Raw genomic sequence first — 25833 nt, 5'->3', positions numbered from 1 at the left:
CACCCGCGCATCGGCGTCCCTCCTCTCCGCTTCTCGTCGTCTCGTTCCCGGTGACGGTTCAGCTGCCGGCCGCTTCGCCCGACTCCTCCGGACCGCCCTCGGCCTCCGCCGTGGGTTCCGCGACCGCCACCCGTGCCGGACGGATGATCCGCTCGCCCACTTGATAACCGGGCTGCAGGATCTCCACACACGTGGGTTCGGTGACATCGGTCGCGTACGAATGCAGCAGCGCCTCGTGCACCGTCGGGTCGAACGGGTCGCCCTTCGAACCGAAGCTCTGCAGCCCCATCTTGGCCACGATCGACTCCAGCGACTCGGCGACCGACTTGAAGCCGCCCGCCAGTTCGCCGTGGTCCCGGGCCCGACCGATGTCGTCGAGCACCGGCAGCAGTTCGCTCAGCACCTTGATGGCGGCCGACTCGCCCGCCACGTTGCGGTCCCGCTCGACCCGCTTGCGGTAGTTCGCGTACTCCGCCTGAAGCCGCTGGAGATCGGCCGTGCGCTCGCCGAGTTGGTTGCGCAGCTCGGCGAGTTCGGCCGCCCCGGGGGCCGGGGCCGCCGCGGTGGCGGCGGTCCCGGTTTCCGGCTTCGACTCGGTTTCTTGGGCGTCGCCCGGGACGGCGCCGTGGTTCGAGCCGTTCCCTTCGGTCACGCAGCACCGCCCTTGCGGTCCTCGTCGACGATCTCGGCGTCCACGACGTCGTCGTCGGCGGTGTTGGCCGAGGCGTCACCCGCGCCGGCCGCGCCCTCGGTGCCCGGCTGGGCGTTCGCGTACATCGCGGTGCCCAGCTTCTGGCTCGTGGTGCTGACCTTCTCCGCGGCGTCGCGGATGGCGGCCAGGTCCTCGCCCTTGAGCGCGTCCTTCAGCTCGGTCAGCGACGTCTCGACCTCGGTCTTCACGTCGGCCGGGACCTTGTCGCTGTTGTCCTTGATGAACTTCTCGGTGGTGTAAACCAGTTGCTCGGCCTGGTTGCGGGTCTCCGCGGCCTCGCGACGCTGGTGGTCCTCCTCCGCGTGCGCCTCGGCCTCGCGCATCATGCGGTCGATGTCGTCCTTCGGCAGGCCCGAGCCGCCGGTGATGGTCATCGACTGCTCCTTGCCCGTGCCCAGGTCCTTGGCGGACACGTGCACGATGCCGTTGGCGTCGATGTCGAAGGTGACCTCGATCTGCGGCAGCCCGCGCGGGGCCGGCGGCAGGCCGGTCAGCTCGAACATGCCGAGCTTCTTGTTGTACGCGGCGATCTCGCGCTCACCCTGGAACACCTGGATCTGCACCGACGGCTGGTTGTCCTCGGCCGTGGTGAAGATCTCCGAACGCTTGGTCGGGATCGTGGTGTTGCGCTCGATCAGCTTGGTCATGATGCCGCCCTTGGTCTCGATACCGAGGGACAGCGGGGTGACGTCGAGCAGCAGGACGTCCTTGACCTCGCCCTTGAGCACACCGGCCTGGAGCGCGGCGCCGACGGCCACGACCTCATCCGGGTTGACGCCCTTGTTGGGCTCCTTGCCGCCGGTCAGCTCGCGCACGACGTCGGCGACGGCCGGCATCCGGGTCGAGCCGCCGACCAGGACGATGTGGTCGATCGCCGAGAGCGGGATGCCCGCGTCCTCGATGACCTTCTGGAACGGCACCTTGGTGCGGTCGAGCAGGTCCTGGGTCAGCTGCTGGAACTGGGCCCGGGTGAGCTTCTCGTCCAGGTGCAGCGGGCCCTCGGCCGAGGCGGTGATGTAGGGCAGGTTGATCGAGGTCTCCATCGAGGAGGACAGCTCGATCTTGGCCTTCTCCGCCGCCTCGCGCAGGCGCTGGAGGGCCATCTTGTCCTTGGACAGGTCCACGCCGTGGGCGTTCTGGAACTGCTTGACCAGGTGGTCCATGACCCGCTGGTCCCAGTCGTCGCCGCCGAGGTGGTTGTCGCCGTTGGTGGCCTTGACCTCGACCACGCCGTCGCCGATCTCCAGGAGCGACACGTCGAACGTGCCACCGCCGAGGTCGAAGACGAGGATGGTCTGCTCGTCGGCCTTGTCCAGGCCGTACGCCAGCGCGGCCGCGGTGGGCTCGTTGACGATGCGCAGCACGTTCAGACCGGCGATCTCGCCGGCCTCCTTCGTGGCCTGGCGCTCGGCGTCGTTGAAGTACGCCGGCACGGTGATGACCGCGTCGGTGACCTTCTCGCCCAGGTAGGCCTCGGCGTCGCGCTTGAGCTTCATCAGGATGCGGGAGCTGATCTCCTGCGCGGTGTACTTCTTGTCGTCGATCGCCACGGACCAGGTGGTCCCCATGTGGCGCTTGACGGACCGGATGGTCCGGTCGACGTTGGTGACGGCCTGGCGCTTGGCCACCTCGCCGACCAGGACTTCACCGTTCTTCGCGAAGGCAACCACGGACGGTGTGGTCCGCGACCCCTCCGCGTTGGTGATGACGGTCGACTCGCCGCCTTCCAGAACGCTGACGACGGAGTTCGTCGTACCGAGGTCGATACCGACCGCACGTGCCATGATTCGGTTCCTCCATGGGAAGAGTTGAGCGCTTGTCACTCAAGCATGAGCTGCCCGGTTCAACGGGTCAAATCGCTTGAGTATTCCTCGCTCAACTTTAGTGCCTCGGAGGCTGTGAGGGGGCGGGTTCCGCGCGTCGACCATGTCCATGCGATGTCACGCCGCCGAACGTCTCGGACGCTTGGCGTCATCGAAACGTTGTGCGCCTCGGGAGACTTATCTAGGTGAATGTCGCCACAAACGACACCCTTGACCTCTGCGGCCTCCGGGTGCACATGGCAGCATGTTCGCGCGCCTGCTGCCTGCCGCGCCGACGGCGGGCGAAATCCGAGATCCCAGGGGGACCCCCATGAGCGATGGTCAGGGCTATCCGCCCGTACCTCCGATGCCGCCCGGCCCGCCGGGCCAGTCCGGACCGCCGCAGGGGGGTTACCCACCGCCGCCGGACGGTTATCCGCAGCAGCCGGGAGGTTATCCGCAGCAGCAGGGGCAGCCCGGCGGCTTCCAGGAGACCGGCGGATACCCGTACCCGCAGTACAGCGAGTACGGCCACTACCAGCAGTACGCACAGAACCCGATCCAGCTCGACGCAAACGGCCGTCCGCCGCGGGGGGCGCGCAGCCGCAAGGTGATCGGCACCTGGATCGCCGGTATCACCGGCGCCATCGTCGCGTCCGTGATCGTCGCCATGGTCGGCTTCGACGACCCGACGGAGAAGAAGGACCCGGCGGCCGAGGCGAGCAAGCCGGCGCCGATCGTGGTCGGCAAGACGGCCGCGCCGAGCAACAGCGCTGCGGTCGCGCCGAAGAAGGCCGACATGTCCAACGAGCTGAAGATCCCGACGGCGCTGCCGCCGATCACCGGGCCGAAGATCACCGGCATCACGGTCGATCCGAAGACCTGGCCCAAGGCCTGCGACCTGCTGACGGACGCAGAGATCAAGACGGCGATCCCCGACGCCACGATCCGCGAGCGCAAGAGCCGCATGGGTCGCATCTCGAACATGTTCGGCAACAACGTCAACGACAACGAGTGCGAGATCACGTTCGACCTGCCGAACCTCCAGTCCTCGGACTACCCGGCCTCGATCAGCATCACCTCGTACGGATACAAGACGTTGGCCGACGAGAAGGTTTCCTTCGCGAAAGAGAAAACCAGCCAGGAGCGCACGTCCAAGCAGTTCCCCGATCAGTACGACGACATCCCGGCCGACAAGATCGGCGTGGACGGGGCGTTCCGGGACAACCGCACGGTGCAGATCTCCAAGAACGGCTTCCGGGTCTGGCTCACGCTGTCCGCACAGCTGGAGGACTCGCAGGGCAACCCGGTCAAGGGCAACACGTTGGCGCGCCAGTACGGCCCGACCGTGGCGGCGATCGTCGGGCAGAAGCTGTGAGCGGGGGTTGGCAGCAGCAGCCGCAACAACCCGGGCAGTATCCGCAACATCCGGGATACCCACCCGGGCAGCAGGGCTTCCCGCAGCAGCAGGGCTACGCACCCCAGCACCCGGGCTACCCGCCGCAGGGCGGCTACGGGCCGCCCGGACAGCCGTACGGACCGCAGGGGCCGCAACGCCGGGGCAGTCGGCCGGTGTTGTGGATCGCGGTCGTGCTGGTGCTGATCGCGGCCGGGGTCGGCGGCTTCCTGTTCCTGAAGAAGGACGACGACTCGAAGGACACCGCGAAGTCCGGCCCGTCGTCCGGCGGTCCCGTCGCGCCGGGAGCCTCCGGCGGCGGCAAGAGCGGCGGCCCCGGAGGCCAGAGCGCGGCGCCCCTGCAACGCCCGATGGTTTTCCCCGCAGCGCCGCCGGCCGACGCCGGGCCAGGATTCAATGCGACCAACGACGGCAAGAGCTGGCCGAAGGCGTGCGAGATGCTGTCCGACGCGCAGATCGGGAAGGTGATCAAGGGCGCCACGGTCAAGACCAGGAAGCCGGACACGACCGTGTCGGTCAAGTACGACTTCCCGGGCGCGGCCGACAACCAGTGCGACTTCGACCTGGCCGTACCGGACCCGAACAATCCGAAGTATCCGTCGTACGCCAAGATCGAGCTCACACTGCACGAGGTGAGCACCCCGGCGACCGCGAAGGGCCACTACGGCGACACCAAGAAGAACCGGGCACGCAAGCCGTTCGGCGAGTTCGAGGAGCTGGGCACCAAGCTGGGCACCGACGACGCGTTCCGTGACGACAGCTACATCTACTTCTACAAGGGGCCGTACTTCGTGGAGTTGTACGTCCACTCCGGGCTGACCGGTCCCGGCGGCGCGAAGCTCGCGGACGACGACGGGGTGAAGCAGTACGGGCCGACGCTCATCGGCTACCTCGTGGCCCGGATGTAGACACGGATGCAACGGATGTAACCGCGGTCCGCGCGGCACGGCAGCAGCGGCGACAGCGCATCGGAACAGCGCGTCGGATCAGGTAATCAGGAGGAGCACGGGGATGGTACGAATCGGGAACCCCGGGGGGAACCAGTACGGCGGCGGGCCGCATCAGCAGCAGCCGTACGGTCAGCCCGGCATGTACCAGCAGCAGTACCCCGGTGGCCCGATGCCGCCCCACCAGCCGCCGCGCCGCAGCAAGCTCAAGCCCGTGCTCGGTTGGATCGGCGTGGTCGTGGGTGGTGTGCTGGCGACGGTGGCGGGGTCGTACATCGTCGACGAGATCAACAAGAAGAACGACAAGGGCGACAAGCCGGTGGCGGAGAACGGGATCGCGTTCCCCGACGGCTACACCCCGCCGCCGGGCGTGGCCTTCAGCGACGGCGCCAAGTTCCGCGCCAGCGGGGACACCGGCACCTGGCCGGACGCGTGCGACATGCTCTCCGACAAGGAGATCCAGAACGCGATCCCCGATTCGAGCATCGTGGGCGGACGCCAGGGCCGCAAGACCGGCAAGATTCCCAGGAACTACGAGTGCACGGTCAACATCAAGCTGCCCAATCTCGCGGATCCCGCGACGCCGGCCAAGCTCACCATGACCATCAAGGCGATCGGCGACGCCGGACCGGTCAAGGACATGTACGAGAAGGCGAAGAGCGAGGCGGCCCCGTTCACCGGCTTCGAGGATTTGGCCAACAAGCTGTTCGTGCAGAGCGCCTTCCGCAACGACACCACGAAACTGAACCTGTTCAAGCAGGGCACGAAGCCGGACTCGCCGGCCTACTACGTGGTGATCGACGTCAAGGCGGACACCAAGGACTCGGCGGGCGGCCCCGAAACGAAGGACGCCTGGACCAAGAAGGTCGGACCTGCCCTCGTGCGCGTCCTCAACATCAAGATGACGGACGACTGAGATGACCGGCCAGTACAACAGCCCGAACTCCGGCCAGTATCCGGGCCAGGGGCCCGGCCCCGGTTCCGGCCAGGGCCCCGGCTACCCGCCGCAAGGCGGCTACGGCCAGCAGCCGCCGCCGGGCCAGTACGGCCCGCCGCCGGGCTACGGCCAACAACCGCCCGGATACGGCGGCCCCGGCTACCCGCCGCCGTATCCGCCCCACCCTCCGCGCCCCAACCGCCGCAAGCAGATTTTCAGCTGGGTGGCCGTCGTCGCCGGCGGCACCGCGGCAACGGTGGTCGCGGCCCTGCTGATCAACGGCACGGACGGCAAGAAGAACGAGGCGGTAAAGCTCCCGCCCACGGAGAGTGTGCGCAAGCTGGAGAGCTTCGACCCGAACGCGGTGAACAACACGCCGACGACGGCCCCGTCGAAGGAGGCCTCGCGTCCGTCGGCCCCACCGGCGCCGAAGTCCGGGGGGAAGTTTGCGCCGGTGCCGAACGACATGTCCACGTGGCCGGACGTGTGCGACCTGATCACCCCGGAGGAGCTGGCCAAGGTCATTCCCGAGGTCACCTCCCAGGAGCAACAGGGCACCGCCAAGGCGTCCGGTTCCTACGCCTCCCGCGGCCCGGCGCTGCGCAGCACGACGTGCCAGTACACGGTGAACACCAAGCGCGGCTGGGGATACAGCAACGTCATCAAGCTGACCATCCAGTTTCGCAACATCGATGCTCCCAAGGAACTCGACTACAACTGGAATCTGAGCAAGACCGGCGCCCAGCGGGTCCAGACCGACTTCAAGGCTCTGGGTACCACGGGTGGCGCCGAGGACGCCTACGTCGCGGTGAACAGCCTGTATCTGCGCAAGGGCCAGTACTACCTCCAGATCGACGCCTCGGGATCCCTCAGCAAGGAGGGCACCGACTCGCCCTGGCAGGGCTGGCAGGGCGAACTCCTCCCCAAGCTCCTCCCCACGATCACCGCCAAGATCTGACCCGGTGCGCCCGGTGTCCCCGGTGGGTCGCGGCTCTTGCGACCCGCCGGGGCCCGTGGCCTACTCGTCGCGGTGCACCGTGTCCGGGGCGAAGCCGGGGAGGCAGACGGCGATGTAGTCGGCGCCCTCTTCGCCTCGGGTGCTGTAGCGGACCCATTCGCCGGCGGCGGTGTGGATGCCCTGGCCGGCCGCGACCTCGTGGGTGCCGCCCTCGTGCTCCACGGTGAGCACGCCGCGCAGGACCACCGTGTACTCGTCGAACTCGGGGCGCTGCCCCGGCTCCTCCCAGCCGCCGGGGCTGGTCATGTGCGCGATGCTGAGCGCCTCGTCGCCGGTGTTGACCCGGCCCACGAACTCGCGAATGGTCTTGGGGATGTTCCCGGCCGCCTCGACGACGGTCGGCTTCTCGATGAATTTCGGCATGGCCCCATCCTGTCCCAGGAGGCCGCCGAATCGTCGACGGCCTCGCCTGGCGACGGGGGAATCGGCCTCGGCCGGGTCGATCCTGCGGCTTCCGCCGAATGCCCCGGGAAAGCACACTGTAAGTAGTCGGGTCGTGACACAGTGGAGGACGCCTATGGACGAGCACATCGACGAACACGAGCACCAGGACGGGCCGGAGCCGGACGGGCGTACCTGGCGCACATGGGCAACGGGCGAGTTGATCGAACTCCCGGCCACCATCGCCGGCATTCGGGCCGCCCTGCCCGCCGAGCAGCGCGAGGAGTTCACCAAGGCGATCGAGGACACACCGGCACGGGACCTGCCCCTGACCCTCAACCGATGGGCCCGCCGCACCCGCCCGGAAGTCGACGAGGCAATCGAGCGAACGCACGACTGGGTCGAAGGGATCCACGCCGAAGCCGATGCAATGACGATCATGGGGGAGGAACGGAGTGTCGTACTCGATCGCGTACAGTCCCGCCTGCGAGAGGGCCCGCCTGAGTCTGCCCGCTGACAAGCGCCGGGATCTGGACAACGGCATGGCATGCATCGCCCAGGATCCGTACGGATGCGGATCGTCGGCGACCTACCACAAGGACAGGCGCGAGGCGACGTGTGGCAGCGTGATCGTGGTCTACCAAATCACGAATAACTCGTTGCTGGTCACGGTCGTGGAACTCATGGGGTAACAAAAGCGAAAGGAAGCCCCGACTCTCGACGGGCCGGGGCTTCCGTCGTCCGGGTCAGTGGCCGGGGCGTGGCTTCGGGCGTAGGCCGCCGTAGCGGAGCGGGGTGATCGTGCCGGGCGGGATCGGGAAAGGCAACAGGTCGTCGGGCCGGGCGCCGTCGGTGGGGAACCAGACGCCGTCGTCGGGCACGACGTCCGCCGGGCCGGCGGTCCACTCGGCTCGCGCCGCATCGAACGGCTGGACCGTCACCCGGCCGGCGTCGTCCACCCGCACGACCACGCCGGGCGGCTGTTCGGGCCGGAGCGCGTCCACGGCGTGCTTCACCTTGTCCCCGATGCCGTAGTCGCTCGGGGTTGTTTCGTCCGGCGGTGGGATCGGTAGTTTCATGTGGACCTCGCTTCGGTGGGGGAGGCCGGGGGCCGGCGGATCACTGGCGAGCGAGCGCCGGCCCCTGGCGGTTGGCTGCTGACTGGATGCCACTTGAGGCCCTCTCCGCCGACCGGGCCATGGGAAGGCGGAGAGGGTTCGGAGCCACGCCGCCGGTAGCCACGACCAAATGGATTCGGCGGCACGGCAGTTCAGGGGGCGGCTTCCGGTTGGCCGGTCGGCCGCACGGTGTCGGAGGGCATGCGCCACTGGATATCCGGCCCGAACCGGGCCATGGGGAAACGCACTTCGTCCGGCAGCGGTTGCGCCGCCACGATCTCGCCGGGCCCGCGGACACGGCGCAAACCGCGCACACGTTGCGCGACCGCGATGGGTTGCCCGATGTCGGCTTCGTCGTCCACCACTTCGAGGCGCGCCATGGAAATGGTGTAGGCGCTGCTGTTGGCGGTGAGCGCCACGACATAGCCGGTGGCCACGCGGTAGAGCGTGCCCACGTATCCGCTCCGGGTGTCCCGAACGCGCACTTCGTCGGACGTCGCCAGGCGACGCCGCAAGTCGGCTTCTGTGGGCGGCTGTTGTCTCGTCACGGTCATGGGCATGCCTGTCCCTCTCGCGCTGCGGCGGGTGGAAATCCGGCCACATTCTGTGGACACGGAATGTCTATCCCAGGATCAACCCGCCGCCTTACGATGCGGCCAGGCGAGAACCTGATTTGCGCAGCAATCAGGAATAAATGATCTTGAGGGATTAAACGACTTGGCCGAAGCGATCGACCCAACGCAATCATCCGCAAATATGTTCGCCGCCCGCGTGACGAAGTTGCGTAAGTTGCGCGGGCTTACGCAAGCCCAACTGGCGGCCTTGATCCACGTGCACCCCACGCGCATCACCCAAATCGAACGGCGCACGGGCAGTCCGCCGACGTGGGAACAGGCGTGGCGCCTGGATGCCGCGCTGGGTGCCGATGACCTGCTCACGGACCTGTGGAAGGCGAGCCAGCGGGAACTGGTCCCCGACTATGTGCGTGAGTACATGGACCGAGAGCTGGTTGCCACCGAACTCCGTTTCTACACAGCACAGATCGTGCCTGGCGTGTTTCAGACGGAAGGGTACGCCAGAGCCACGCTGAGGCTGGGTCAAAAACTCACGGGCGAACAGCAGCTGCACGAAAGGATCGCACTCCGCTTGGATCGGCAGGGGCGCATCCTGGGTGGTGCCCATCCGCCGCACATCCGCCTCATCCTGGATGAGGCAGTTCTCGCCCGTAGTGCCGGCAGCCCGGCCGTGATGCGTGACCAAATCGCGAGGCTCTTGGAAGTAGCAACCGCAGGGAGCGTCGAGATCCAAATCCTTCCCTTCTGCATCGGCGAACACCCGGCCATGGGTGGGTCGCTGACTCTCATTCAGATGCCGGATGGAAGCAAGTCCGCGTACACGGAGGGTGCGTTCGACGGGCGGCTATGGGAAGGCTCGGAGGAGGTCGCAAGCTTTGGCCTAACCTTCGAACAGCTTCGGGCTTCGGCTCTGTCGTGTCGGGAGTCCGTCGTCATGCTCAAGTCCGTGATGAAAGGGACCCACCGTGAAACCCCTCACCGGTTGGCGAACATCCAGCTACAGCAACCAGCAAGGCGCACAGTGCGTAGAAGTCGCTACGTCCCCCGGCGCCGTCCCGGTGCGTGACTCGAAGGACCCTGCCCTGGGGTACCTCGTCGTCCCTGCGGCATCGTGGACGGCGCTCACAGAGGCACTGCGCGGTTAGTGCGACCCGACGCCCCGTCGGCCGGTGTCGGTCGGCGGGGCTTCCTGCTGCCTTGCCGGAGTTGCGTCTTTGGTTGCGTGGTAGCTGGTCCGGGGCTGGTCAGAGTCGTCGAGGTGGGCCGCCGCCGGCGTGCGGGGCTTTGAGGCTCGAAGCTCCTGACGAGATGGGTGCGTTGGTCGGGGGAAAAGCGGCCGGCGGCGGCGGGTGGGGTGGGGCTCGGGTTGAGTCTGCCGAGGAGGCTTCCCGGGTGGGTCGGGCGGCCGGGTGCTTTCGGGGTGTGGTGGGCATGTGGGTGACGGAGGTTCACGAAACCGGATCCCGTGGGGCGCCGCAGCCTCCGCACGAGAGAAAACCGCAGGTCAGCGCAAGAGGCCGCCTTTTCGAGCGCCTCGGGATCCGGTTTCGACGCCCACAGGGCAGTTTCGGCCTTCTCGACGGCCTCCGAGAGGCCGCAGTGCCCGAGATCGGCTCCGACTGAGCGGTTTCGGTCCCCATGCCGGAGTCGAGAGGGTCGAAGCACACGAAACCGGCACTCGGCACCCGACTTTCCACCCCGGCCCCACAAAACCGCAGGTCACCGAGCCTCGAAGCCCACAACCACCCGCCGAGATCCGGTTCCGAACCCCAACCTCTCTCCAGACGCTCCCGAAACACCCAAACCCACCGGGAAGGCCCCTCGGCGCGCTCAACCTGACCCGTCACCCTGCCCGCCGCTGCCTGCCGGTTTTCGCCGAGCAACACACCCCCCTCGCCAGGAGCCCCGGTCTCGGAGCCCCGCACGCCAGCGGCGGCCCACCCCTCGACTCAGACCGGCCCCGCGCAGCCGACCAAGACGCGACTCTCGCCGGAAGCACCCGACCCCCCGGGAAGCCTCTCCGGAGGACCTGACCCGAGCGCCCTCCCCGCCCGCCGCTGCCGGCCGCTTTTCCCGCCGAGCAACGCGCCCGTCTCGTCGGCAACCCCGAGCCTCGGAGCCCCGCACGCCGGCGGCGGCCCACCTCGACGACTCTGACCAGCCCCGCACCAGCCACCACGCAACCAAAAGCGCGGCCCTCACCGGGAGCACCCGACCCACTCGGGAAGGTCCCCAGCAGACCCGGCCCGAGAGCCCACCTCACCCCCCGCCGAACCCACCCCGCAACCAAAAGCAAAAGCGCCACCCCACCGCCTCCACGCCCCTCCCCACCCCACCCAACCCCACCCAATCCCACCCAACCCCACCCGTCCGTAAATCGTTGGCCACCTCCCCCAGCCCCTTGGGACCGTAGAGCCGACGGGGAAGCGGCCGCCGCCTCGGCGGTCACGGGGAAGGGGGCAGCCATGTCCGCGCTCAAGGTCACGGTCGAGCGGTTGGTGGTGCACCCGCACCCGAATGCCGATGCGTTGGAGCTGGCCCAGGTCGGGCTGTACCGGGCCGTCGTCGCCAAAGGGGCCTACGTCACCGGCGATGTCGCGCTCTACATCCCGGAGCAGGCCGTGTTGCCCGATGGCCTCGTCGAGGAACTCGGGCTCACCGGGAAGCTCGCCGGCTCGGCCAAGAACCGGGTGCGGGCCATCCGGCTGCGTGGCGAGTTGTCGCAGGGCATCGTCTGTCGGCCGGCCGCCCTGGCCGACCTCGACCTCGACGCCGCGCTCGCCGACGGCAAGGACTTCGCCGAGCTGCTCGGCATCGTCAAATGGGTGCCGCCCATCCCCGTGCACATGAGCGGCGACATCGTGGCCGCGCCCGATCTGCTGCCGTGGGTCGACATGGAGAACATCCGGCGCTACCCGGACCTGTTCACGGCCGGCGAGCCGGTGGTGGCCACCGAGAAGATCCACGGCACCGCCTGCCTCTACACCTACCTCACCCGCACCGGCGAGAGCTTCGTCTCCTCCAAGGGCTTCGGCGCCCGGTCGCAGGCGCTGGTCCGGGACGAGCACAACCTGTACTGGCGCAGCGTGCTCGCGCACCGGCTGCCCGAGGTGGCCGCGGAGGCGGCCGCGCGGTTCGGCGCGGCGCGGGTGGGCGTGTTCGGCGAGGTGTACGGGCAGGGTGTGCAGGACCTGGGCTACGGCGCGCAGGGGCGGTCCGAGCTGCCCGGCTCCGCGGTGTTCGACATCGCGCTCGCGGACGAGAGCGGCGCGGTACGGCATGTCGACGCCGAGGAGTTGGCCGACCTGCTCGCCGACCTCACGGCCGCGCCGCCGGTGGTACCGACCCTGTACGCCGGGCCCTACGACGAGGCCGAACTGCTGGCCCTGGCCGAGGGCCGGGAGACCGTCTCGGGCACCGCCGCGCACCTGCGGGAGGGCTTGGTGGTGCGCCCGGCACGCGAGCGGTACAGCGCCGTGGTCGGGGGGCGCGCGATCGGCAAGATCGTCTCCGCGTCATACCTGATGCGCAAGGGCGGTACGGAGTACGAATGAGCGCACCCTCGGGACCCACCGCCCTGGGCCGAATGAGAGAGGATGGCGTCGATACGTCTGGAGAGGATCCTTCATGAGCATCGACCCGTCCTCGCTTCCGAGGTCGACCTTCGTTCCGGCCGCGCCGGTCGTCAAGCCGTCGGCGGACCTGATCAACCAGGTCCTCGACGAACTCCAGGTGAACCATTTCACCGACGAGGAGGGCGACATCTGTGCGCCCTGGGATGGCTTCCGCGTCTACTTCATGCTGCGCGGAGACAAGCAGGAGATCTTCACGGTCCGGATGTTCCTGGACCGTGCATTCGACCCGGCCGACCGGCCGCGGATCCTGGAGCTGCTGGACGAGTGGCACCGCCAGTTCTTCTGGCCCAAGGTCTACACGCACGAGCACGAGGGACAGCTGCGGCTGATCGGCGAGGCCCAGCTCGACTGCGAGCCGGGGATCAACCGCGAGCTATTCGTGTTCACCACGCGGGCGTGGATCAGCACGTGCATCTCGTTCGCGAACTGGATCACCGAGCAGTACGGCCCCGAGGACAAGCCGGCGACCGACGGCGAGGCATAGGCGGAACCCGCGCGTGTGGGGGCCGCAGACCCGACCCCCACACGCAACCGCCACACGCAACCGCCACACCCACGATCCCCTGGGCAGGGCTCAGCCGGCGAGCCGCTTGGCGGCCTCCTCCAGGACCTCGACGCGCTTGCAGAAGGCGAAGCGGACCAGGGGGCGGCCCACCTCCGTGTTGTCGAAGAAGACCACCTCGGGGATCGCGACCACGCCGCGCAGTTCGGGCAGCCTGCGGCAGAAGTCGAGGCCGTCGGCGTAGCCGAGCGGGGTGATGTCGGTGGTGGTGAAGTAGGTGCCCTGCGGCTCGTAGACGGTCAGTCCGGCCGCCCGCAGCCCGCCGCCGAGCAGGTCGCGCTTGTGCCGCAGGTCCTCGCGCAGCCCGTCGAAGTACGTGTCGGGCAGGCGCAGCGCGTGTGCGATCGCGGGCTGGAACGGGGCGCCCGAGGTGTAGGTCAGGAACTGCTTGGTCGTGCGTACCGCCGCGATCAGCTCCCTCGGCGCGCACACCCAGCCGACCTTCCAGCCGGTGAACGAGAACGTCTTGCCCGCCGACGAGATGGTGACGGTGCGCTCGCGCATGCCCGGCAGGGTCGAGATCGGGATGTGCTCGCCGGTGTAGACCAGGTGTTCGTACACCTCGTCGGTGACCACGATCAGGTCGTGCTCGATCGCGACGGCGGCGATCGCCTCCAGCTCGGCCCGGGTGAGCACCGTGCCGGTCGGGTTGTGCGGAGTGTTGAGCATGATCACCCGGGTGCGGTCGGTGACCGCCGCGCGCAGCTCGTCGAGGTCCGGACGAAAGTGCGGGGGGCGCAGGGTGACGCCCACCCGGCGGGCGCCGGCCATGGCGATGCAGGCCGCGTACGAGTCGTAGAACGGTTCGAGCGCGATCACCTCGTCGCCCGGTTCGAGCAGCGCGAGCAGCGCGGCGGCGATCGCCTCGGTGGCGCCGGTGGTGATCAGCACCTCGCCGTCCGGGTCGAACGTCTGGTCGTAGAAGCGCTGCCGGTGCTCCGCCACGGCCAGCCGTAGATCCGGGATACCGTCACCCGGCGGGTACTGGTTCGCCCCGTCGCGCATCGCCGCGACGGCCGCCTCGATCACCTCCGCCGGGCCGTCGGTGTCGGGGAAACCCTGGCCGAGGTTGATCGCGCCGGTGGTGCGCGCGAGGGCGGACATCTCGGCGAAGATCGTCGTGCCGAGGCCGTCCAGGTGTCTGGCCAACAGGGGTCGGTTCATCCGTACGGCTCCTTCGCGGGGGTCGGCTCTTCGGGCCCATCCTCGCCTGCGACACCCCGATGCTCACAGGGCGCCCTTCACCCGTTCGTGTGATTGTCTTTCACCTTTGTGGGTGACGACGGTGTGCCTTCGGGCGCCTACGGTGAGTCATGTCCCCTGGTTTGCAGCCGATTGTCGCCCCGGGAGCCTCCCGAGGGTGTTCCCCGTTGCCCGGACAAATGAGCGCGAGACATGCACGCCACACTCACCACCACGTACACCGACACCCGCGCGGACGCCCTCGGCTGGTGCCTGGGCCTGCCGCCGCTTCCCGCGTTGGCCGCGCGCGACGTCGACCTCGGAGGACTGAAGTTGGACCTGCGCCTGCTGGGCGCCTCGCACCAGGTGCTGATCGGCCCCGAGCCGGGCGGGGACGAGCCGGTGTCCGAGACGGTCGCGTGCGTGCCGGGCGCGGCCACCCCGCTGCCCGCCCGGGCGGCGACCCGGCTCGGTCGGTGGGAGTACGAGTTCACCGCCCTGACCCAGCAACTCGGCGACAGCGCGTTCGCGGCCCGGGTGCGCGAGATCGTCGCGCTGGCCACCGGGCACCGGTACGGCCTGATCGGCGAGTATCCGGGGCTGCCGTACGCGGTCACCGCCATGGTCGTGGAGCGCTGCGGGGCGGGCGCGGTCTGGTCCACGTGGCACACGTACCCGCAGGAATGCCGGATCGTGAGCACCCGGAGCCGCGCCGTGTGAGGCCGCACGGGCGCGCGATCGGCGGCGCGGTCCCGGCGCGCCCACCCGCGCCGCGTAGACCACGTAGTCGGATCGGGTGAACCGTCGGCGCGTTCGGCGACCCCCGCGCGCTCCGCGCATAGCGTGCTCGGGGTGAACTCCCCCGCGCCGCGCACCGCCACGATCGTGCGCGCGTCGGCCGCCCGGTCCCCCTCCACCGCGATCGCCCCCGGGCCCGCGCGATTCGTGGTCCTGCTCGCCGTCCTCGTCTGCGCGGCCTGCGGCCTGGTCTACGAACTCGCGCTGGCCGCGCTCGGCGGCACGCTGGGCGGCGATCCGGTGGTGGAGACCTCGATCGTGTTGTCGGTGATGGTCTTCGCGATGGGCGTCGGCGCGCTCGTCGCCAAGCCGTTCGTGCGCCGCGCCGCACCGGCGTTCCTGGCCGCCGAGATCCTGCTCGCCGCGTGCGGCGGGATGTGCGCGACCGTGCTGTTCGCCGGGTTCGCCTGGTACGACGTCTACCGCTGGCCGATGATCGCCGTCGCGGCCGTGCTCGGGCTGCTGATCGGCGCCGAGATCCCGCTGCTGATGACGCTCGTCCAGCGGATCCGGCCGCAGGAGGCGGGCAGCGCGGTGGCCGACCTGTTCGCGGCCGACTACGTGGGCGCGCTGGTCGGCGGCCTGCTCTTCCCGTTCCTGCTGCTGCCGCACCTGGGCCAACTGCGCACCGTGGTGCTCGCGGGCATGGTCAACGCGGTCGCCGGCGCGCTCGTGGTGTTGTGGCTGTTCCGGGCCGACCTGCCGGCGCGCCTACGGATGGGCATGTACGCCGCGGTGGGCGCCGTGCTCGCACTGCTCGCCGGTACCTGGCTGTACACGCCCGCCTTCGAACGGGCCGCGCGCGACGCCCTCTACGACGGCGACGTGGTGTCCGCCCACGAGGACGTGGTGGTCACCCACACCGCCGCCGGGCCCGAGATGTACGTGGCCGGCGAGCGCCGGGTGGCGGCCACGGGGGCGAGCGAGACCGCCCAGGCGCTGGTGCACCCGGCGATGGCCGGCCGACACGAACGGGTGCTCGTGCTCGGCGGGGGCGACGGGCTGGCCCTGCGCGAGGTGCTGCGCTACGCGGCGGTGCGCGACGTGGTGGTCGTGGTCGCACACCTCGGCGAGACCGCGCCCGCCCGCACCGATCCCGCCCTGCGCGCCCTCGCCGGCGACGCGTTCGCCGACCCCCGGGTGCGGGTGGTCGGCGCGGACGCCTTCGCGTGGGTACGGGCGAGCGCCGAGCGCTTCGACGTGGTGGTCGCCGACCTGCCCGGACCCACCGTCGGCGCCGCCGCGCGCCTGTACACCCAGGAGTTCTACGGCCTGACCCGCACCGTGCTGCGCCCGGCGGGCCGGATCGTGGTGCGCGCGCCCGCGCCCGACGCGCACCGCCGGGCGTTCTGGTGCGCCGACGCGGGCCTGCGCGCCGCGGGGCTGCGCACGCTGCCCTACCGGATCACCGTGCCGGGCCCGGCCGATCGCGGCTTCCTGCTCGCCGCGCCCGCGCTCGTGCCCGGAGCCGCGTTGCGGCCGGCCGACGACGCGCCGGACCCGGCGGTCGTACCGTTCCTCGCCGCCGACCGCCCCGCCCTCGCGAGCCTGTTCCCGCCGCACGAGGCGCGGGTGGAGGTGCCGCCGTCCACCCTGAACGACCCGCGCATCGCCGACTACGCCCGCGAGTAGCCCGCCCCGCCCGTGGCCCACCCGCTCAACGGATCGACATGTAGGCGCGGAACGCCTTGTGCAGCGCGGGCTGCACCGGGTACTCCCACTCGCCCAGGTTCTCCACCACGCGCCCGTTCGTCCCCAGCTTCCAGCGCAGCACGCCGAACAGTCGATCGTCGGGGTCGATCACCGGACTGACCCCGCGCATGTCGTAGACCGGTATGCCGCGCTCGTGCACGTCCTGGATCATCCGCCACTGGAGCGCGTGGCTGGGCCGCACCCCTCGGCCGTGGTCGGTGGAGGCGCCGGTCTGGTACCAGACCCGCTCGCCCGCGGTGATCAGCGTGTGCGCGGCCAGGAGCCGGTCCTCGAACCGGGCCAGGTACAGCTTCATCCGACCCGCCGCCTCGGTGTTCAGCGCCCGGTACTGCCGCTGGTAGTACGGGAGTTCGCGGCCCAGCCGGAACCCGTTGCGGCGCTCGGTCACCTGGAGCAGGTCGAAGAACGCGGGCAGGTCCTCGTAGCCGCCCACGGCGATGTCCACGCCCGCCTTGCCCGCCTTGGTGATCGCGCGCTTCCACTCTTGGTTGAAGCCCGCCTTGACCTGGTCCAGGGCCCGTCCCTCGAACGGCAACTCGAAGGTGTACCGGGGCTGCGCGTCCGCGCCGTCGCCCGAGGACCGCCACCCCAGGTCGCCCAGCCGCAGTGCGACCGTCGCGCCCAGCGGGTCGATCTCGTCCGGGGTGACCCGATCCAGGTGCTTGAGCCCGTGCCGGACCGCGTCCTTGACGGTCTGCGCCTGCCAGCGCCGGTGGGCCAGCGGCGGCCCCATCCGCACGGTGAACACGTGCCTGGCGCGCATGTGTTCGATCAGCGGTGCCAGCCAGCGCTGCGGGTTCGGGTCGGCCCAGTCGATCACCGGGCCCTCGGGGAGGTACGCGAACCAGTACGGCACCTTGGGCATCTTGCGGTACAGCACCAGGGCCGTGCCGACCACTGCGCCGTTCGCGTCGAACCAGCCGATGCCCTCGCTGCGCCACGCCTCCTTGACCACGGCCCACGACGGGTACTGCAGGAACCCCGCGTCGCCGCGCCCGTCGAGATGCGCCAGGTGCGCGTCCTGCGTCAGCGGAGCGACCCGCAACGCCCGGTCGGCCGGCCCGGCGGGCGCGACGGAGCCGGCGGGCGCGGCGGGAACGGACGGTCGGGCGGGCGGCGCCGGAAGCAGCGTGACCACGGGACGTCTCCTAGGGGACGGAGTGATGCGGGTGGGGTAGCCCCGCAAACCCTTAGAGCCCGTGAGCGAACGGTTTCGTCACCGAGAAATTCGGATGCAACGGAAGTGGCCTCCCAGGCACTCAGACAACGGGGGAGCATGTCCGAAACCCCGAACGCGGCCGAATTGGAGACGTTTGTGAGCCATGTCGTCTCGGGTCGACCGGGGGGCCGGCACGCTCGTGCGGAGGATCGCCGACCCGCGTCCGAGACGCCGGCGCCCGGGCCCGCGCGCCCGGGCGAGCGGGCACCGGATCGGGGCGAAGGGGGCAAAACCGAAAGGGCCGGCGGCCGATCGATGCTGCGCGGCGGCGCGAACCTGGCACTCGGCTCCGCGGTCTCGCGGCTGACCGGCTTCGCCCGCAGCGCCACCGTGGTCGCGGCACTGGGCACCGGCCTGTTCGCCGACGGCTACAACGTGGCGAACACGGTGCCCAACATCCTCTACATCCTGCTCGTCGGCGGCGCGCTCAACTCGGTCCTGGTACCGCAACTGGTGCGCGCGGCCCGGCGCGACGCCGACGGCGGGGCCGGCTACACCGACCGGCTGCTGACCGCCGTGGGCTGCCTGCTGCTGGTGCTCACCCTCGCCGGCGTGCTCGCGGCGCCCGCGATCGTGTCCGCCTACGCGGACTACGACGGCGCCCAGCGCACGCTGACCGTCGCGCTGGCCCGGATGTGCCTGCCGCAGATCCTCTTCTACGGCATGTTCGCGCTGGTCGGCGAAGTGCTCAACGCGCGCGGGCGGTTCGGGCCGATGGCTTGGACGCCGATCCTGAACAACGTCGTGGTGATCGCGGTGTTCGGGTCCTTCCTGCTGGTCGCGCACGACGTGCGGGACGCCCAGGGCATCACCCCGGCGCAGGTCCGCCTCCTCGGCCTGGGCACCACGCTCGGCATCGTCGTCCAGGCGCTGACCCTGGTGCCGTACCTGCGCGCGGCGGGGGTGCGCTTTCGGCCCCGCTTCGACTGGCGCGGCCACGGCCTGGGCGCGCCGCTGCGGATGGCCGGTTGGGCGGTCGCCATGGTCGGCGTCTCGCAACTGGGCTACTGGCTGGTGACCCGGCTCGCGGTCGAGGTGTCCGACAAGGCGGTGAAGTCCGGGCTCGGCCACGGCGTGGGCTACACCGCCTACGCCAACGCGCAGTTGCTCTGGATCGTGCCGCACGGCGTGGTCACCGTGTCGATCGCGACCATGCTGATGCCCCGGATCAGCCGTGCGGCGGCCGACGGACACCCCGCCACGGTCCGCGCGTTGGTCTCCCGGGGCCTGCGGCTGAACGCCTTGGTGATCGTGCCGGTGTCGTTCCTGTTCCTCGCCCTCGGCCCGCAGGTGACCGCGCTGGTCTTCCAGCACGGCGTCACCACCGAGGCGGACACCCGCGCGATGGGCCTGATGTTGACCGCGTTCGCGCCCGGGCTGATCGCCTACTCGGGGCAATACCTGATCCAGCGCGGCCTGTACGCGGTGCAGGACGCCCGCACGCCGTTCTGGGCCAACGCGGCGATGACCGCGGCCGGTGCGCTGTTCTCGCTGATCGCCTACTGGACGCTGCCCGCCAAGTGGGCGGTCACCGGGATGGCAGCCGGATACAGCGTCGCGCAGGTGATCGGCCTGGTGTGGCTGGCCCGGGTGCTGCGCCGGCGGCTGCGCGGCCTGGACACGGTCCGGGTGGCGCGCACCCACCTGGGCTTGGCGCTGGTCTCCGCCGGCGCGGCGGGCGGCTCCTGGCTCCTGGCCCGCTGGTGTGCGCACACACTCGGCTCGGGGCCGCCGGCGGCCGCGGTCGCGCTGGCCGGCGCGGTCGTGGTGTTCGCGGTGATCGTGGCGCCCGTGGCCTACCCGAGGGCCCGCCGGTTGTGGTTGCCCGAGGAGCCGGCGCGGCCGGCCCCCGACCCGGACGCCATGCCGAGGGTGATCGACCCCGACGCGCCGACCGGGCGGCACCGGCGGGTGTGATGGGGTGGGCGGTACACACCGACCGTCCGGGTCGGTGCGCGGGCGCGTCGCCGGACGGCGGCCCGCCGCCACGAACGGGGGAGAACGGATGCAGTACGAGGTCGTCGTGCCGATCCCGGTCCGATCTGTCTGGGAGACCTTCCACGACGCCGAACGCCTGGGGCGGTGTATCCCGGGCCTGACGCCCGAGGAGCCGGTCCGCGGCGGTACCGAGGGCGTCGTGCTCACCGGCCGCTGGCGGGTGCGGGTCGACGCCGACACCGTCGCCTTCCGCGGCCTGCTGCGGCTCGCCGCCGCGGCCGAGCCGCTGGCGCTGGTCGCGACCGTGGTCGGGGTCGAGGAGCCGGGCGCGGCCGGGGGCGAGGGGCCGCCGGCCGCCCGCCTCGACGCCGAGTTCATGGTGCGGCTGTACGACCTCGCCGCGGCCGAGGACGACGACGCGGAGCACGCCGGCGAGACCCGGATCGTGTTCGCCGCCGAGCCGGGCGAGTTCGGCCCGGTCGAGGCCGCGCGGCAGGCCGCGTTCGCCCGCGTGGCCGACCTGTTCGCCGCCGCGCTGGCCGACGAACTCGCGCCCGAGACGGCGGCCGACACGCCGTTCGAGCCGGTCCGCCCGCTCGCCGAGCCGTTCTCGACGCCGCCGCCGCGCACCCGGCCCGTGCCGCCGCGTCCGGCCGAGGCCGGCTCCGAGGCGGACCTGTGGTCCGAGGTCGGACACGGCAGCGGCCGTGCCGCGCGCCGGGCGATCCGGGTGCTGGTCCCGGCGCTGGGCGCGGTCGTGCTCTGGCGCCTGGTCCGGGTGCGGGCCCGCCGCGAGCGCCTCGGCCGAGCCTGAACGGGCCGGGCCGGTCGCGGCGATAGGCTCCCGTGCCATGACCTCCGACCGTGATGCGCTGCTCGAACAGATCAAGACCAAGGCCGTCGTGCACGGCCGGGTCGTCCTGTCCTCCGGTCGGGAGGCGGACTACTACGTCGACCTGCGCCGGATCACCCTGGACGGCGAGGCCGCGCCGCTGGTCGGCAAGGTCATGCTCGACCTCACCGCCGACCTGGACTTCGACGCGGTCGGCGGGCTGACCCTGGGCGCCGACCCGGTCGCCGGGGCGATGCTGCACGCCGCCGCCGCGCGGGGCCGCAGGCTGGACGCGTTCGTGGTGCGCAAGGCCGGGAAGGCGCACGGTCTGCAGCGCCGGATCGAGGGCCCGGATGTGCGGGGCCGCCGGGTGCTCGCGGTCGAGGACACCTCCACCACGGGCGGCTCGGTGCTGACCGCCGTCGAGGCGCTGCGCGAGGCCGGCGCCGAGGTCGTCGCGGTGGCGGTGATCGTCGAGCGCGGTGCCGCGCCCACCGTGGAAAAGGCCGGCCTCGAGTATCGGGTCGCCTACCATCTGGAAGACCTCGAACTGAATTAGCGGCCCTCCGCCCGCGCATTCCGCCGTCGGCCGTCCTGTGCGATGCCTTGCGCATTCATGGGACGGCCATTGCTTTTTTCGCCGTCTCGGATATTGTCGGACCAGTTCCGACGTCGGCGCGTCCGCCGACCGGACTTCCCGGGGGGGGAAGTATGAATTCGTCGTGTATGCCGCCCTGCACGCGCTCGCCGCGCTCTCGCGGCCGAGTCGTCCTGCGCCGATCGGGGCGTTGAACACCTCTGCCCTTTCCCCTCGGGCCGCCGGGTCGGTTCCCCGTCCGACCCGGCGGCCACCTTCGCCTTCGGCACCCTCCGAGGCCACCCCGCTCCCGGTCCCCGTCCGGGGGCGGGGTGTTTTGCATTGCGCCTCGCACCGACCGTCCGCCGGCCCGACGCACGGCGAAGCGGAAAGGTTGTACGGCCGCGTATTTCATTCCGGTCAATTGCCGGTGTCGTACCCGGAACGTCCTTCGGGACGACAAAAAGCGGCGGTGCGCCAATGCGCACCGCCGCTTCGGAGCGTATGTGTTCAGTTACCCGAGGAAGCCGCTTCGCGCTTCGCCTCCCGCTTGCTGCGCACGACCTCGATGATGATCGGCAGCACCGAGATGAGCACGATGACGAAAACGCCCGGCAAAAGATATTTGTCGATGCTGCTGCCGATCGTGTCACCGAGCTTGTAGCCGAGCAGGATGATGCCGTCGGTCCACACCAGGCCGCCGATGACGTTCCAGATGAAGAACGTCCGGGCCGGCATCTCCAGCACCCCGGCGACCGGGTTCAGGAAGGTGCGGACGATCGGGATGAACCGGGCCAGCAGCACCGCCTTGGCCGGGCCGAACTTCTCGAAGTACTGCTCGGCCTTGGTCACGTACTCGGCCTTGAACAGCTTCGAGTCCGGTTTGCTGAACATCTTCGTGCCGTAGCGGGCGCCCAGGAAGTGGCCGAACTGGGCACCGGCGATCGCGCACACCGGCGCCCCGAGGAGCAGCCAGGGCAGCGAGATGGATGTGCCGACGATCTCGTCCGCCGACGAGGACGCGGCGACGCCGGCCAGGAACAGCATCGAGTCGCCGGGGAAGAAGAACCCGACCAGCAGACCCGTCTCGGCGAAGATGATCGCGAGGATGCCGATGAGTCCGAACGTCGAGATGAGGGACGTCGCGTCGAGGACGTTGACAGCTTGGAATTCCACCTTGTGAGGGTAGTGCGCGTGCGGCCCGGGTGGTCACCCGTCCCCACTCCGGGGCACGCATCATTACCGGGTCGGGACGTCCGGCGGCGATCGAGGGCCGTTTTCGGCGGCGTCCGCACCTGCGCGGACACACGTACGCACACAGAGTCAGGGGTAGCACGTGGGCAACGAGCGGCTGGTGGTGATCGGCGGTGACGCCGCCGGGATGAGTGCGGCCTCGCAGGCCCGGCGGCGGCGCGGCGAGGACGACCTGGAGATCGTGGTGATCGAGCGGGGCCGGTTCACCTCGTACTCCGCGTGCGGCATCCCCTATCTGGTCTCCGGGGACGTGGACGGCCCCGACGCGCTGATCGCACGTACGCCCGACGAGCACCGCAAGCGCGGGATCGACCTGCGCCTGGGCGTCGAGGCGGAGGGTCTGGACCTGGATCGCCGCACGGTGGAGATCCGCGACCTGACCACGGGCAGGGCCGACCGGATCGGCTTCGACCAGCTGGTCCTGGCCACCGGCGCGGTGCCGATCCGGCCGCCGCTGCCCGGGATCGACGCACCCGGCGTGCACGGGGTGCAGACCCTGGAGGACGCTCGCGAGCTGATCGAGTGGTTGGCCCCCCAACACCGCCGGGCGGTGGTGGTCGGCGGCGGCTACATCGGCATCGAGATGGCCGAGGCGATGGTCCGCAAGGGCTTGGCGGTCACCGTCGTGGACCGCTCCGCGCAGCCGATGTCCACCCTGGACCCCGACATGGGCGCCCTGGTGCACGAGGCCATGGAGGGCATGGGCATCGACGTGGTGACCGAGACCGAGGTGGTGGGGATCGAGGTGACCGACGGTCGGGCGAGCGCCGTACTGACCGCCGACGGCCGTTTCCCCGCCGACATCGTGGTCCTGGGCCTGGGCGTGCGCCCCGCCACCGAACTCGCCCGCGCGGCCGGCCTGCCGCTCGGTGCGAGCGGCGGGCTGACCACCGACCTGCGGATGCGGGTCGGCGTCGACGGCGGGGCCGAGGGCATCTGGGCCGGCGGCGACTGCGTCGAAGTGCTCGACCTCGTCTCCGGCCGCCGCCGGCACATCGCGCTCGGCACCCACGCGAACAAACACGGCCGGGTGATCGGCACCAACATCGGCGGCGACTACGCGACCTTCCCCGGCGTGGTCGGCACCGCCGTGAGCAAGGTGTGCGACCTGGAGATCGGCCGCACCGGCCTGCGCGAGAAGGACGCGGCGGCGGCCGGCTTCGAGTTCGTCACCGCGACCATCGAATCCACCGGCCGGGCCGGCTACTACCCGGGCGCGCGGTCGATGCGGGTCAAGATGATCGCCGAGCGCATCACCGGCCGGCTTCTGGGCGCACAGATCGTCGGCCGCGACGGCGCCGCCAAACGCATCGACACCGCGGCCGTCGCGCTCACCCACCGGATGACAGTCGAGGAGATCACCTCCCTCGACCTCGGCTACGCGCCCCCGTTCTCGCCGGTCTGGGACCCGATCCTGGTCGCCGCCCGCAAGGCGGCGCAGAAGGTCGCCGAGGATCGCTGACCGGCGATCGGCCCCGGCGACCGCCGGCGGGGGCTCGTCGCCGACCGCCGGCCGGGGGTCAGCTCGTCGGCGGCTTGTAGCCGGAGAGATCGAGGGACGCGACCACCCGGTCGGCGATGTCGGAGTCGGCAGGGAGCCCAGTGGTGTGGATGTAGACGCCCTGGTCGACCAGCCACCACAGCCGGATGTCGTAGGACCCCGAGTTGGCGCATGTCACGGTCCAGGAGCGGTACTTCGCGGGGTGGCCGGCGACCGTCACGGTCGACTTGCCGGTCAGCCGCATGGTCAACTCCCCGTACGCCGGAGGCGCGGCGGGGACGCCGTTGCGCATGCACAACGGCTGGGTCAGTCCGCCGTCGTCCTTGTCGACGGCCCCCTCGTAGGGCCAGCTCCCCGAGACGTCCGGGACGGGTTTGACGTTGACCCAGGCGCCGTGACCCAGGCAGTCACCGGTGTACGCGGGGTCGGCGAGCACACACTCGTGCCGGGCGTCCTCCCGCACGATCCGCCACGACGGCGGGGTCCGGAACTTCACCGCCGAGACGTCGTCGGACTTGGGCTTGGTGGACGAACCGGGGGCGGTGCTCGCCGGCTTCGAGGACGGCGGCCGGGTCGTCGGGCGGTCGTCCGGTCGGGTGTCCTCCGACTCCGCCGTGCTCGACTCCGGCGCCCCGTTCGCCTCGAGGACGTCGGTCGCGGCGACGTTCGTCGGCGGCGCCGACGTCATGCCGGGGGAGGGGGTCGTGAACTCGGTGGGCGGCGGCGTGGGCACCCGGGACTGCAGCGGCGTGCTCCGGTTCGTGGTGGGAGCCCCCACCAGGGACACCCCGCCGAAGGCCGCCGCGGCCAGGAGCACCGCGGACAGCGGAAGCCCGATGGTCTTCCACCGGGAGTGTGTGGCCCCGTCGGCGTGCGGCGGGGCCGGCGGTCGCAGCTGATGCGCGGTGACGGTGTCCGCCCGGGCCGCCATCGCCGCGCGCAGCAGGTCCTCCACCGATTCGTCGCGCGCATTGTGTTCGGTCACGACTGTTCGTCCTTCATGAGTTTTTCGAGGGCGTCGATGGCACGACTCGCCGTGGACTTCACCGCTCCACGGGAGAGTCCGAGCGTTTCGGCAATCTGCGCCTCCGTCATGTCCGACCAGTAGCGCAGCACGAGCACCTCGCGCTGTCGCGGGGCCAGGCGCTGCACCGCGCCGAGCACCCGCAGATGTTCCTCGGAGAGCACCACGGCGTCCTCGGGTGAGGCGGCGGCCGGCTCGTGCGGGGGAACGTAGGCACGGGCGGTGCGGCGCCGGCGCAGCACCGAGCGGGAGAGGTTGACCACCGACGTGCGCAGGTAGGCCATCGCGTTGTCGACGTCGTCCAAGTCCTCGCCGAAGCGGCGGTACAACGCGGTGAAGGCGTCCTGGACCACGTCCTCGGCGGTGCCGAGGTCGTCCACGAGCAGGATGGAGAGCCGGACCATGCCCAGTCGTTGGGCGTGGTAGAGCTCGGTCAGGGTCGGGCGGGCGGGTGGTTCCTCCCGACCGCCCCGCAGGATGCGAAGCCGCGGTCGACGCGGTGCGGCGTCGGCCGCCGCGTCGTCGGGCGCGGAGTCCGGCGATCGCTCGTCGCCCCCGAATGCCGGCATGCTCAGCAGCGCCACAGCCCCGCCGCCCCCTTCACTGTCATCGGACCGTCCCCACCCCTTGTGCACAGCCCGTGTCATGGAGACGTCTCGACTCGCCACGGGTTGCGCCTGCCTTCGAAGTC

Annotated in this window: 25 protein-coding genes and 1 pseudogene; 16 read left to right on the top strand and 10 right to left on the bottom strand. The window is 70.6% G+C overall.

The genetic code is table 11. The features are described from left to right. Positions 1–58: 58 nt before the first annotated feature. Positions 59–652 (bottom strand): nucleotide exchange factor GrpE, encoded by a 594-nt coding sequence (gene grpE / locus ACH4XV_RS42690; protein ID WP_380003416.1) that lies wholly within the window; start codon positions 650–652, stop codon positions 59–61. Next, positions 649–2496, bottom strand: a complete 1848-nt coding sequence (gene dnaK / locus ACH4XV_RS42685) for a molecular chaperone DnaK (protein WP_126636603.1) — start codon at positions 2494–2496, stop codon at positions 649–651. The genes grpE and dnaK overlap by 4 nt, the downstream gene beginning before the upstream one ends. Before the next feature lie 349 nt (positions 2497–2845). Here dnaK and ACH4XV_RS42680 point away from each other — a divergent pair, with 349 nt between their 5' ends. From ACH4XV_RS42680 to ACH4XV_RS42665, 4 genes are all read left to right on the top strand, one after another. Further along, positions 2846–3892 carry a hypothetical protein gene (locus tag ACH4XV_RS42680; protein WP_395798987.1) on the top strand — a complete coding sequence of 349 codons (1047 nt, stop codon included), beginning with the start codon at positions 2846–2848 and terminating at the stop codon, positions 3890–3892. Then, on the top strand, positions 3889–4839 hold the full coding sequence (locus ACH4XV_RS42675) for a hypothetical protein (RefSeq protein ID WP_395798985.1): 951 nt from the start codon (positions 3889–3891) through the stop codon (positions 4837–4839). Before ACH4XV_RS42680 ends, ACH4XV_RS42675 begins: the two co-directional genes overlap by 4 nt. Positions 4840–4942: 103 nt before the next feature. After that, on the top strand, positions 4943–5794 hold the full coding sequence (locus ACH4XV_RS42670; protein WP_395798983.1) for a hypothetical protein: 852 nt from the start codon (positions 4943–4945) through the stop codon (positions 5792–5794). A gap of 1 nt (position 5795) precedes the next feature. Further along, a complete protein-coding gene (locus tag ACH4XV_RS42665; protein WP_395798981.1) occupies positions 5796–6773 on the top strand; it encodes a hypothetical protein in 978 nt (325 codons plus the stop codon). A 60-nt stretch (positions 6774–6833) separates the two neighbouring features. Here ACH4XV_RS42665 and ACH4XV_RS42660 read toward each other — a convergent pair whose 3' ends face one another. After that, the gene (locus ACH4XV_RS42660; RefSeq protein WP_395798979.1) at positions 6834–7196 is read right to left on the bottom strand and encodes a cupin domain-containing protein; all 363 of its coding nucleotides are present in this window, start codon (positions 7194–7196) and stop codon (positions 6834–6836) included. Positions 7197–7350: 154 nt separating this feature from the next. On the opposite strand from ACH4XV_RS42660, the gene ACH4XV_RS42655 reads away from it, so the two are divergent. Continuing rightward, positions 7351–7731 (top strand): hypothetical protein, encoded by a 381-nt coding sequence (locus ACH4XV_RS42655; protein ID WP_380003424.1) that lies wholly within the window; start codon positions 7351–7353, stop codon positions 7729–7731. A gap of 25 nt (positions 7732–7756) precedes the next feature. Beyond that, positions 7757–7906, top strand: a complete 150-nt coding sequence (locus ACH4XV_RS42650; protein WP_380030494.1) for a hypothetical protein — start codon at positions 7757–7759, stop codon at positions 7904–7906. 54 nt (positions 7907–7960) lie between these two features. On the opposite strand, the gene ACH4XV_RS42645 is transcribed toward ACH4XV_RS42650, so the two are convergent. Continuing rightward, entirely contained in the window at positions 7961–8293 is a 333-nt protein-coding gene (locus ACH4XV_RS42645) for a hypothetical protein (protein ID WP_395798977.1), read from the bottom strand. A gap of 191 nt (positions 8294–8484) precedes the next feature. Beyond that, positions 8485–8787, bottom strand: coding sequence for a hypothetical protein (locus ACH4XV_RS42640; RefSeq protein ID WP_395798975.1), 303 nt, complete (start codon positions 8785–8787; stop codon positions 8485–8487). Positions 8788–9049: 262 nt separating this feature from the next. On the opposite strand from ACH4XV_RS42640, the gene ACH4XV_RS42635 reads away from it, so the two are divergent. The 4 genes and pseudogenes from ACH4XV_RS42635 to ACH4XV_RS42620 all read left to right on the top strand — a co-directional run bounded on the left by ACH4XV_RS42635 (position 9050) and on the right by ACH4XV_RS42620 (position 13026). Continuing rightward, on the top strand, positions 9050–9973 hold the full coding sequence (locus tag ACH4XV_RS42635) for a helix-turn-helix domain-containing protein (protein WP_395798973.1): 924 nt from the start codon (positions 9050–9052) through the stop codon (positions 9971–9973). Further along, positions 9948–10052, top strand: a pseudogene (locus ACH4XV_RS42630) (DUF397 domain-containing protein); the annotation flags it as partial. The gene ACH4XV_RS42635 and the pseudogene ACH4XV_RS42630, both read left to right, overlap by 26 nt. A gap of 1320 nt (positions 10053–11372) precedes the next feature. Continuing rightward, complete coding sequence (locus ACH4XV_RS42625; RefSeq protein ID WP_395798971.1) at positions 11373–12461, top strand: RNA ligase (ATP); 1089 nt, start codon at positions 11373–11375, stop codon at positions 12459–12461. A gap of 73 nt (positions 12462–12534) precedes the next feature. Further along, the gene (locus ACH4XV_RS42620) at positions 12535–13026 is read left to right on the top strand and encodes a YbjN domain-containing protein (RefSeq protein WP_395798969.1); all 492 of its coding nucleotides are present in this window, start codon (positions 12535–12537) and stop codon (positions 13024–13026) included. 90 nt (positions 13027–13116) lie between these two features. On the opposite strand, the gene ACH4XV_RS42615 is transcribed toward ACH4XV_RS42620, so the two are convergent. Continuing rightward, positions 13117–14268 carry a pyridoxal phosphate-dependent aminotransferase gene (locus tag ACH4XV_RS42615; RefSeq protein WP_395798967.1) on the bottom strand — a complete coding sequence of 384 codons (1152 nt, stop codon included), beginning with the start codon at positions 14266–14268 and terminating at the stop codon, positions 13117–13119. 231 nt (positions 14269–14499) lie between these two features. Between ACH4XV_RS42615 and ACH4XV_RS42610 the strand changes: the two genes are divergently transcribed. Further along, complete coding sequence (locus ACH4XV_RS42610) at positions 14500–15006, top strand: DUF2617 family protein (protein ID WP_395798965.1); 507 nt, start codon at positions 14500–14502, stop codon at positions 15004–15006. Positions 15007–15138: 132 nt separating this feature from the next. Then, positions 15139–16716 (top strand): polyamine aminopropyltransferase, encoded by a 1578-nt coding sequence (locus ACH4XV_RS42605; RefSeq protein ID WP_395798963.1) that lies wholly within the window; start codon positions 15139–15141, stop codon positions 16714–16716. 25 nt (positions 16717–16741) lie between these two features. On the opposite strand, the gene ACH4XV_RS42600 is transcribed toward ACH4XV_RS42605, so the two are convergent. After that, entirely contained in the window at positions 16742–17935 is a 1194-nt protein-coding gene (locus ACH4XV_RS42600; protein WP_395798962.1) for a lipid II:glycine glycyltransferase FemX, read from the bottom strand. Between the two features lie 336 nt (positions 17936–18271). On the opposite strand from ACH4XV_RS42600, the gene murJ reads away from it, so the two are divergent. The 3 genes from murJ to pyrE all read left to right on the top strand — a co-directional run bounded on the left by murJ (position 18272) and on the right by pyrE (position 21345). Beyond that, positions 18272–19933: a murein biosynthesis integral membrane protein MurJ gene (gene murJ / locus ACH4XV_RS42595; RefSeq protein ID WP_395798960.1), complete on the top strand. Its 1662-nt coding sequence runs from the start codon at positions 18272–18274 to the stop codon at positions 19931–19933. An 88-nt stretch (positions 19934–20021) separates the two neighbouring features. Further along, complete coding sequence (locus ACH4XV_RS42590) at positions 20022–20768, top strand: hypothetical protein (RefSeq protein WP_395798958.1); 747 nt, start codon at positions 20022–20024, stop codon at positions 20766–20768. Between the two features lie 37 nt (positions 20769–20805). Beyond that, positions 20806–21345: an orotate phosphoribosyltransferase gene (pyrE, locus tag ACH4XV_RS42585; protein ID WP_078976161.1), complete on the top strand. Its 540-nt coding sequence runs from the start codon at positions 20806–20808 to the stop codon at positions 21343–21345. Between the two features lie 528 nt (positions 21346–21873). On the opposite strand, the gene ACH4XV_RS42580 is transcribed toward pyrE, so the two are convergent. Next, positions 21874–22539, bottom strand: a complete 666-nt coding sequence (locus ACH4XV_RS42580; protein ID WP_395798957.1) for a DedA family protein — start codon at positions 22537–22539, stop codon at positions 21874–21876. Positions 22540–22699: 160 nt separating this feature from the next. Here ACH4XV_RS42580 and ACH4XV_RS42575 point away from each other — a divergent pair, with 160 nt between their 5' ends. Continuing rightward, entirely contained in the window at positions 22700–24079 is a 1380-nt protein-coding gene (locus tag ACH4XV_RS42575; protein ID WP_395798955.1) for an FAD-dependent oxidoreductase, read from the top strand. A gap of 58 nt (positions 24080–24137) precedes the next feature. Here ACH4XV_RS42575 and ACH4XV_RS42570 read toward each other — a convergent pair whose 3' ends face one another. Continuing rightward, a complete protein-coding gene (locus ACH4XV_RS42570; protein ID WP_395798953.1) occupies positions 24138–25103 on the bottom strand; it encodes a hypothetical protein in 966 nt (321 codons plus the stop codon). Continuing rightward, a complete protein-coding gene (locus tag ACH4XV_RS42565; protein WP_395798951.1) occupies positions 25100–25726 on the bottom strand; it encodes a SigE family RNA polymerase sigma factor in 627 nt (208 codons plus the stop codon). Before ACH4XV_RS42565 ends, ACH4XV_RS42570 begins: the two co-directional genes overlap by 4 nt. Positions 25727–25833: the final 107 nt, after the last annotated feature.

The sequence above is a fragment of the Embleya sp. NPDC020630 genome, from assembly GCF_044334985.1.
Taxonomy (GTDB): domain Bacteria; phylum Actinomycetota; class Actinomycetes; order Streptomycetales; family Streptomycetaceae; genus Embleya.
This window is presented reverse-complemented; position numbering and strand designations above follow the sequence as displayed.

What these genes read in the sequence shown, in the direction of transcription:
- murJ (WP_395798960.1), top strand. Translation starts at nt 18,272, where the DNA reads ATGCTGCGCGGCGGCGCGAACCTGGCACTCGGCTCCGCGGTCTCGCGG.
- ACH4XV_RS42645 (WP_395798977.1), bottom strand. Translation starts at nt 8,293, where the DNA reads ATGAAACTACCGATCCCACCGCCGGACGAAACAACCCCGAGCGACTAC.
- pyrE (WP_078976161.1), top strand. Translation starts at nt 20,806, where the DNA reads ATGACCTCCGACCGTGATGCGCTGCTCGAACAGATCAAGACCAAGGCC.
- ACH4XV_RS42615 (WP_395798967.1), bottom strand. Translation starts at nt 14,268, where the DNA reads ATGAACCGACCCCTGTTGGCCAGACACCTGGACGGCCTCGGCACGACG.
- ACH4XV_RS42590 (WP_395798958.1), top strand. Translation starts at nt 20,022, where the DNA reads ATGCAGTACGAGGTCGTCGTGCCGATCCCGGTCCGATCTGTCTGGGAG.
- ACH4XV_RS42620 (WP_395798969.1), top strand. Translation starts at nt 12,535, where the DNA reads ATGAGCATCGACCCGTCCTCGCTTCCGAGGTCGACCTTCGTTCCGGCC.
- ACH4XV_RS42655 (WP_380003424.1), top strand. Translation starts at nt 7,351, where the DNA reads ATGGACGAGCACATCGACGAACACGAGCACCAGGACGGGCCGGAGCCG.
- ACH4XV_RS42680 (WP_395798987.1), top strand. Translation starts at nt 2,846, where the DNA reads ATGAGCGATGGTCAGGGCTATCCGCCCGTACCTCCGATGCCGCCCGGC.
- ACH4XV_RS42670 (WP_395798983.1), top strand. Translation starts at nt 4,943, where the DNA reads ATGGTACGAATCGGGAACCCCGGGGGGAACCAGTACGGCGGCGGGCCG.
- dnaK (WP_126636603.1), bottom strand. Translation starts at nt 2,496, where the DNA reads ATGGCACGTGCGGTCGGTATCGACCTCGGTACGACGAACTCCGTCGTC.
- ACH4XV_RS42625 (WP_395798971.1), top strand. Translation starts at nt 11,373, where the DNA reads ATGTCCGCGCTCAAGGTCACGGTCGAGCGGTTGGTGGTGCACCCGCAC.
- ACH4XV_RS42610 (WP_395798965.1), top strand. Translation starts at nt 14,500, where the DNA reads ATGCACGCCACACTCACCACCACGTACACCGACACCCGCGCGGACGCC.
- ACH4XV_RS42650 (WP_380030494.1), top strand. Translation starts at nt 7,757, where the DNA reads ATGGCATGCATCGCCCAGGATCCGTACGGATGCGGATCGTCGGCGACC.
- ACH4XV_RS42660 (WP_395798979.1), bottom strand. Translation starts at nt 7,196, where the DNA reads ATGCCGAAATTCATCGAGAAGCCGACCGTCGTCGAGGCGGCCGGGAAC.
- ACH4XV_RS42665 (WP_395798981.1), top strand. Translation starts at nt 5,796, where the DNA reads ATGACCGGCCAGTACAACAGCCCGAACTCCGGCCAGTATCCGGGCCAG.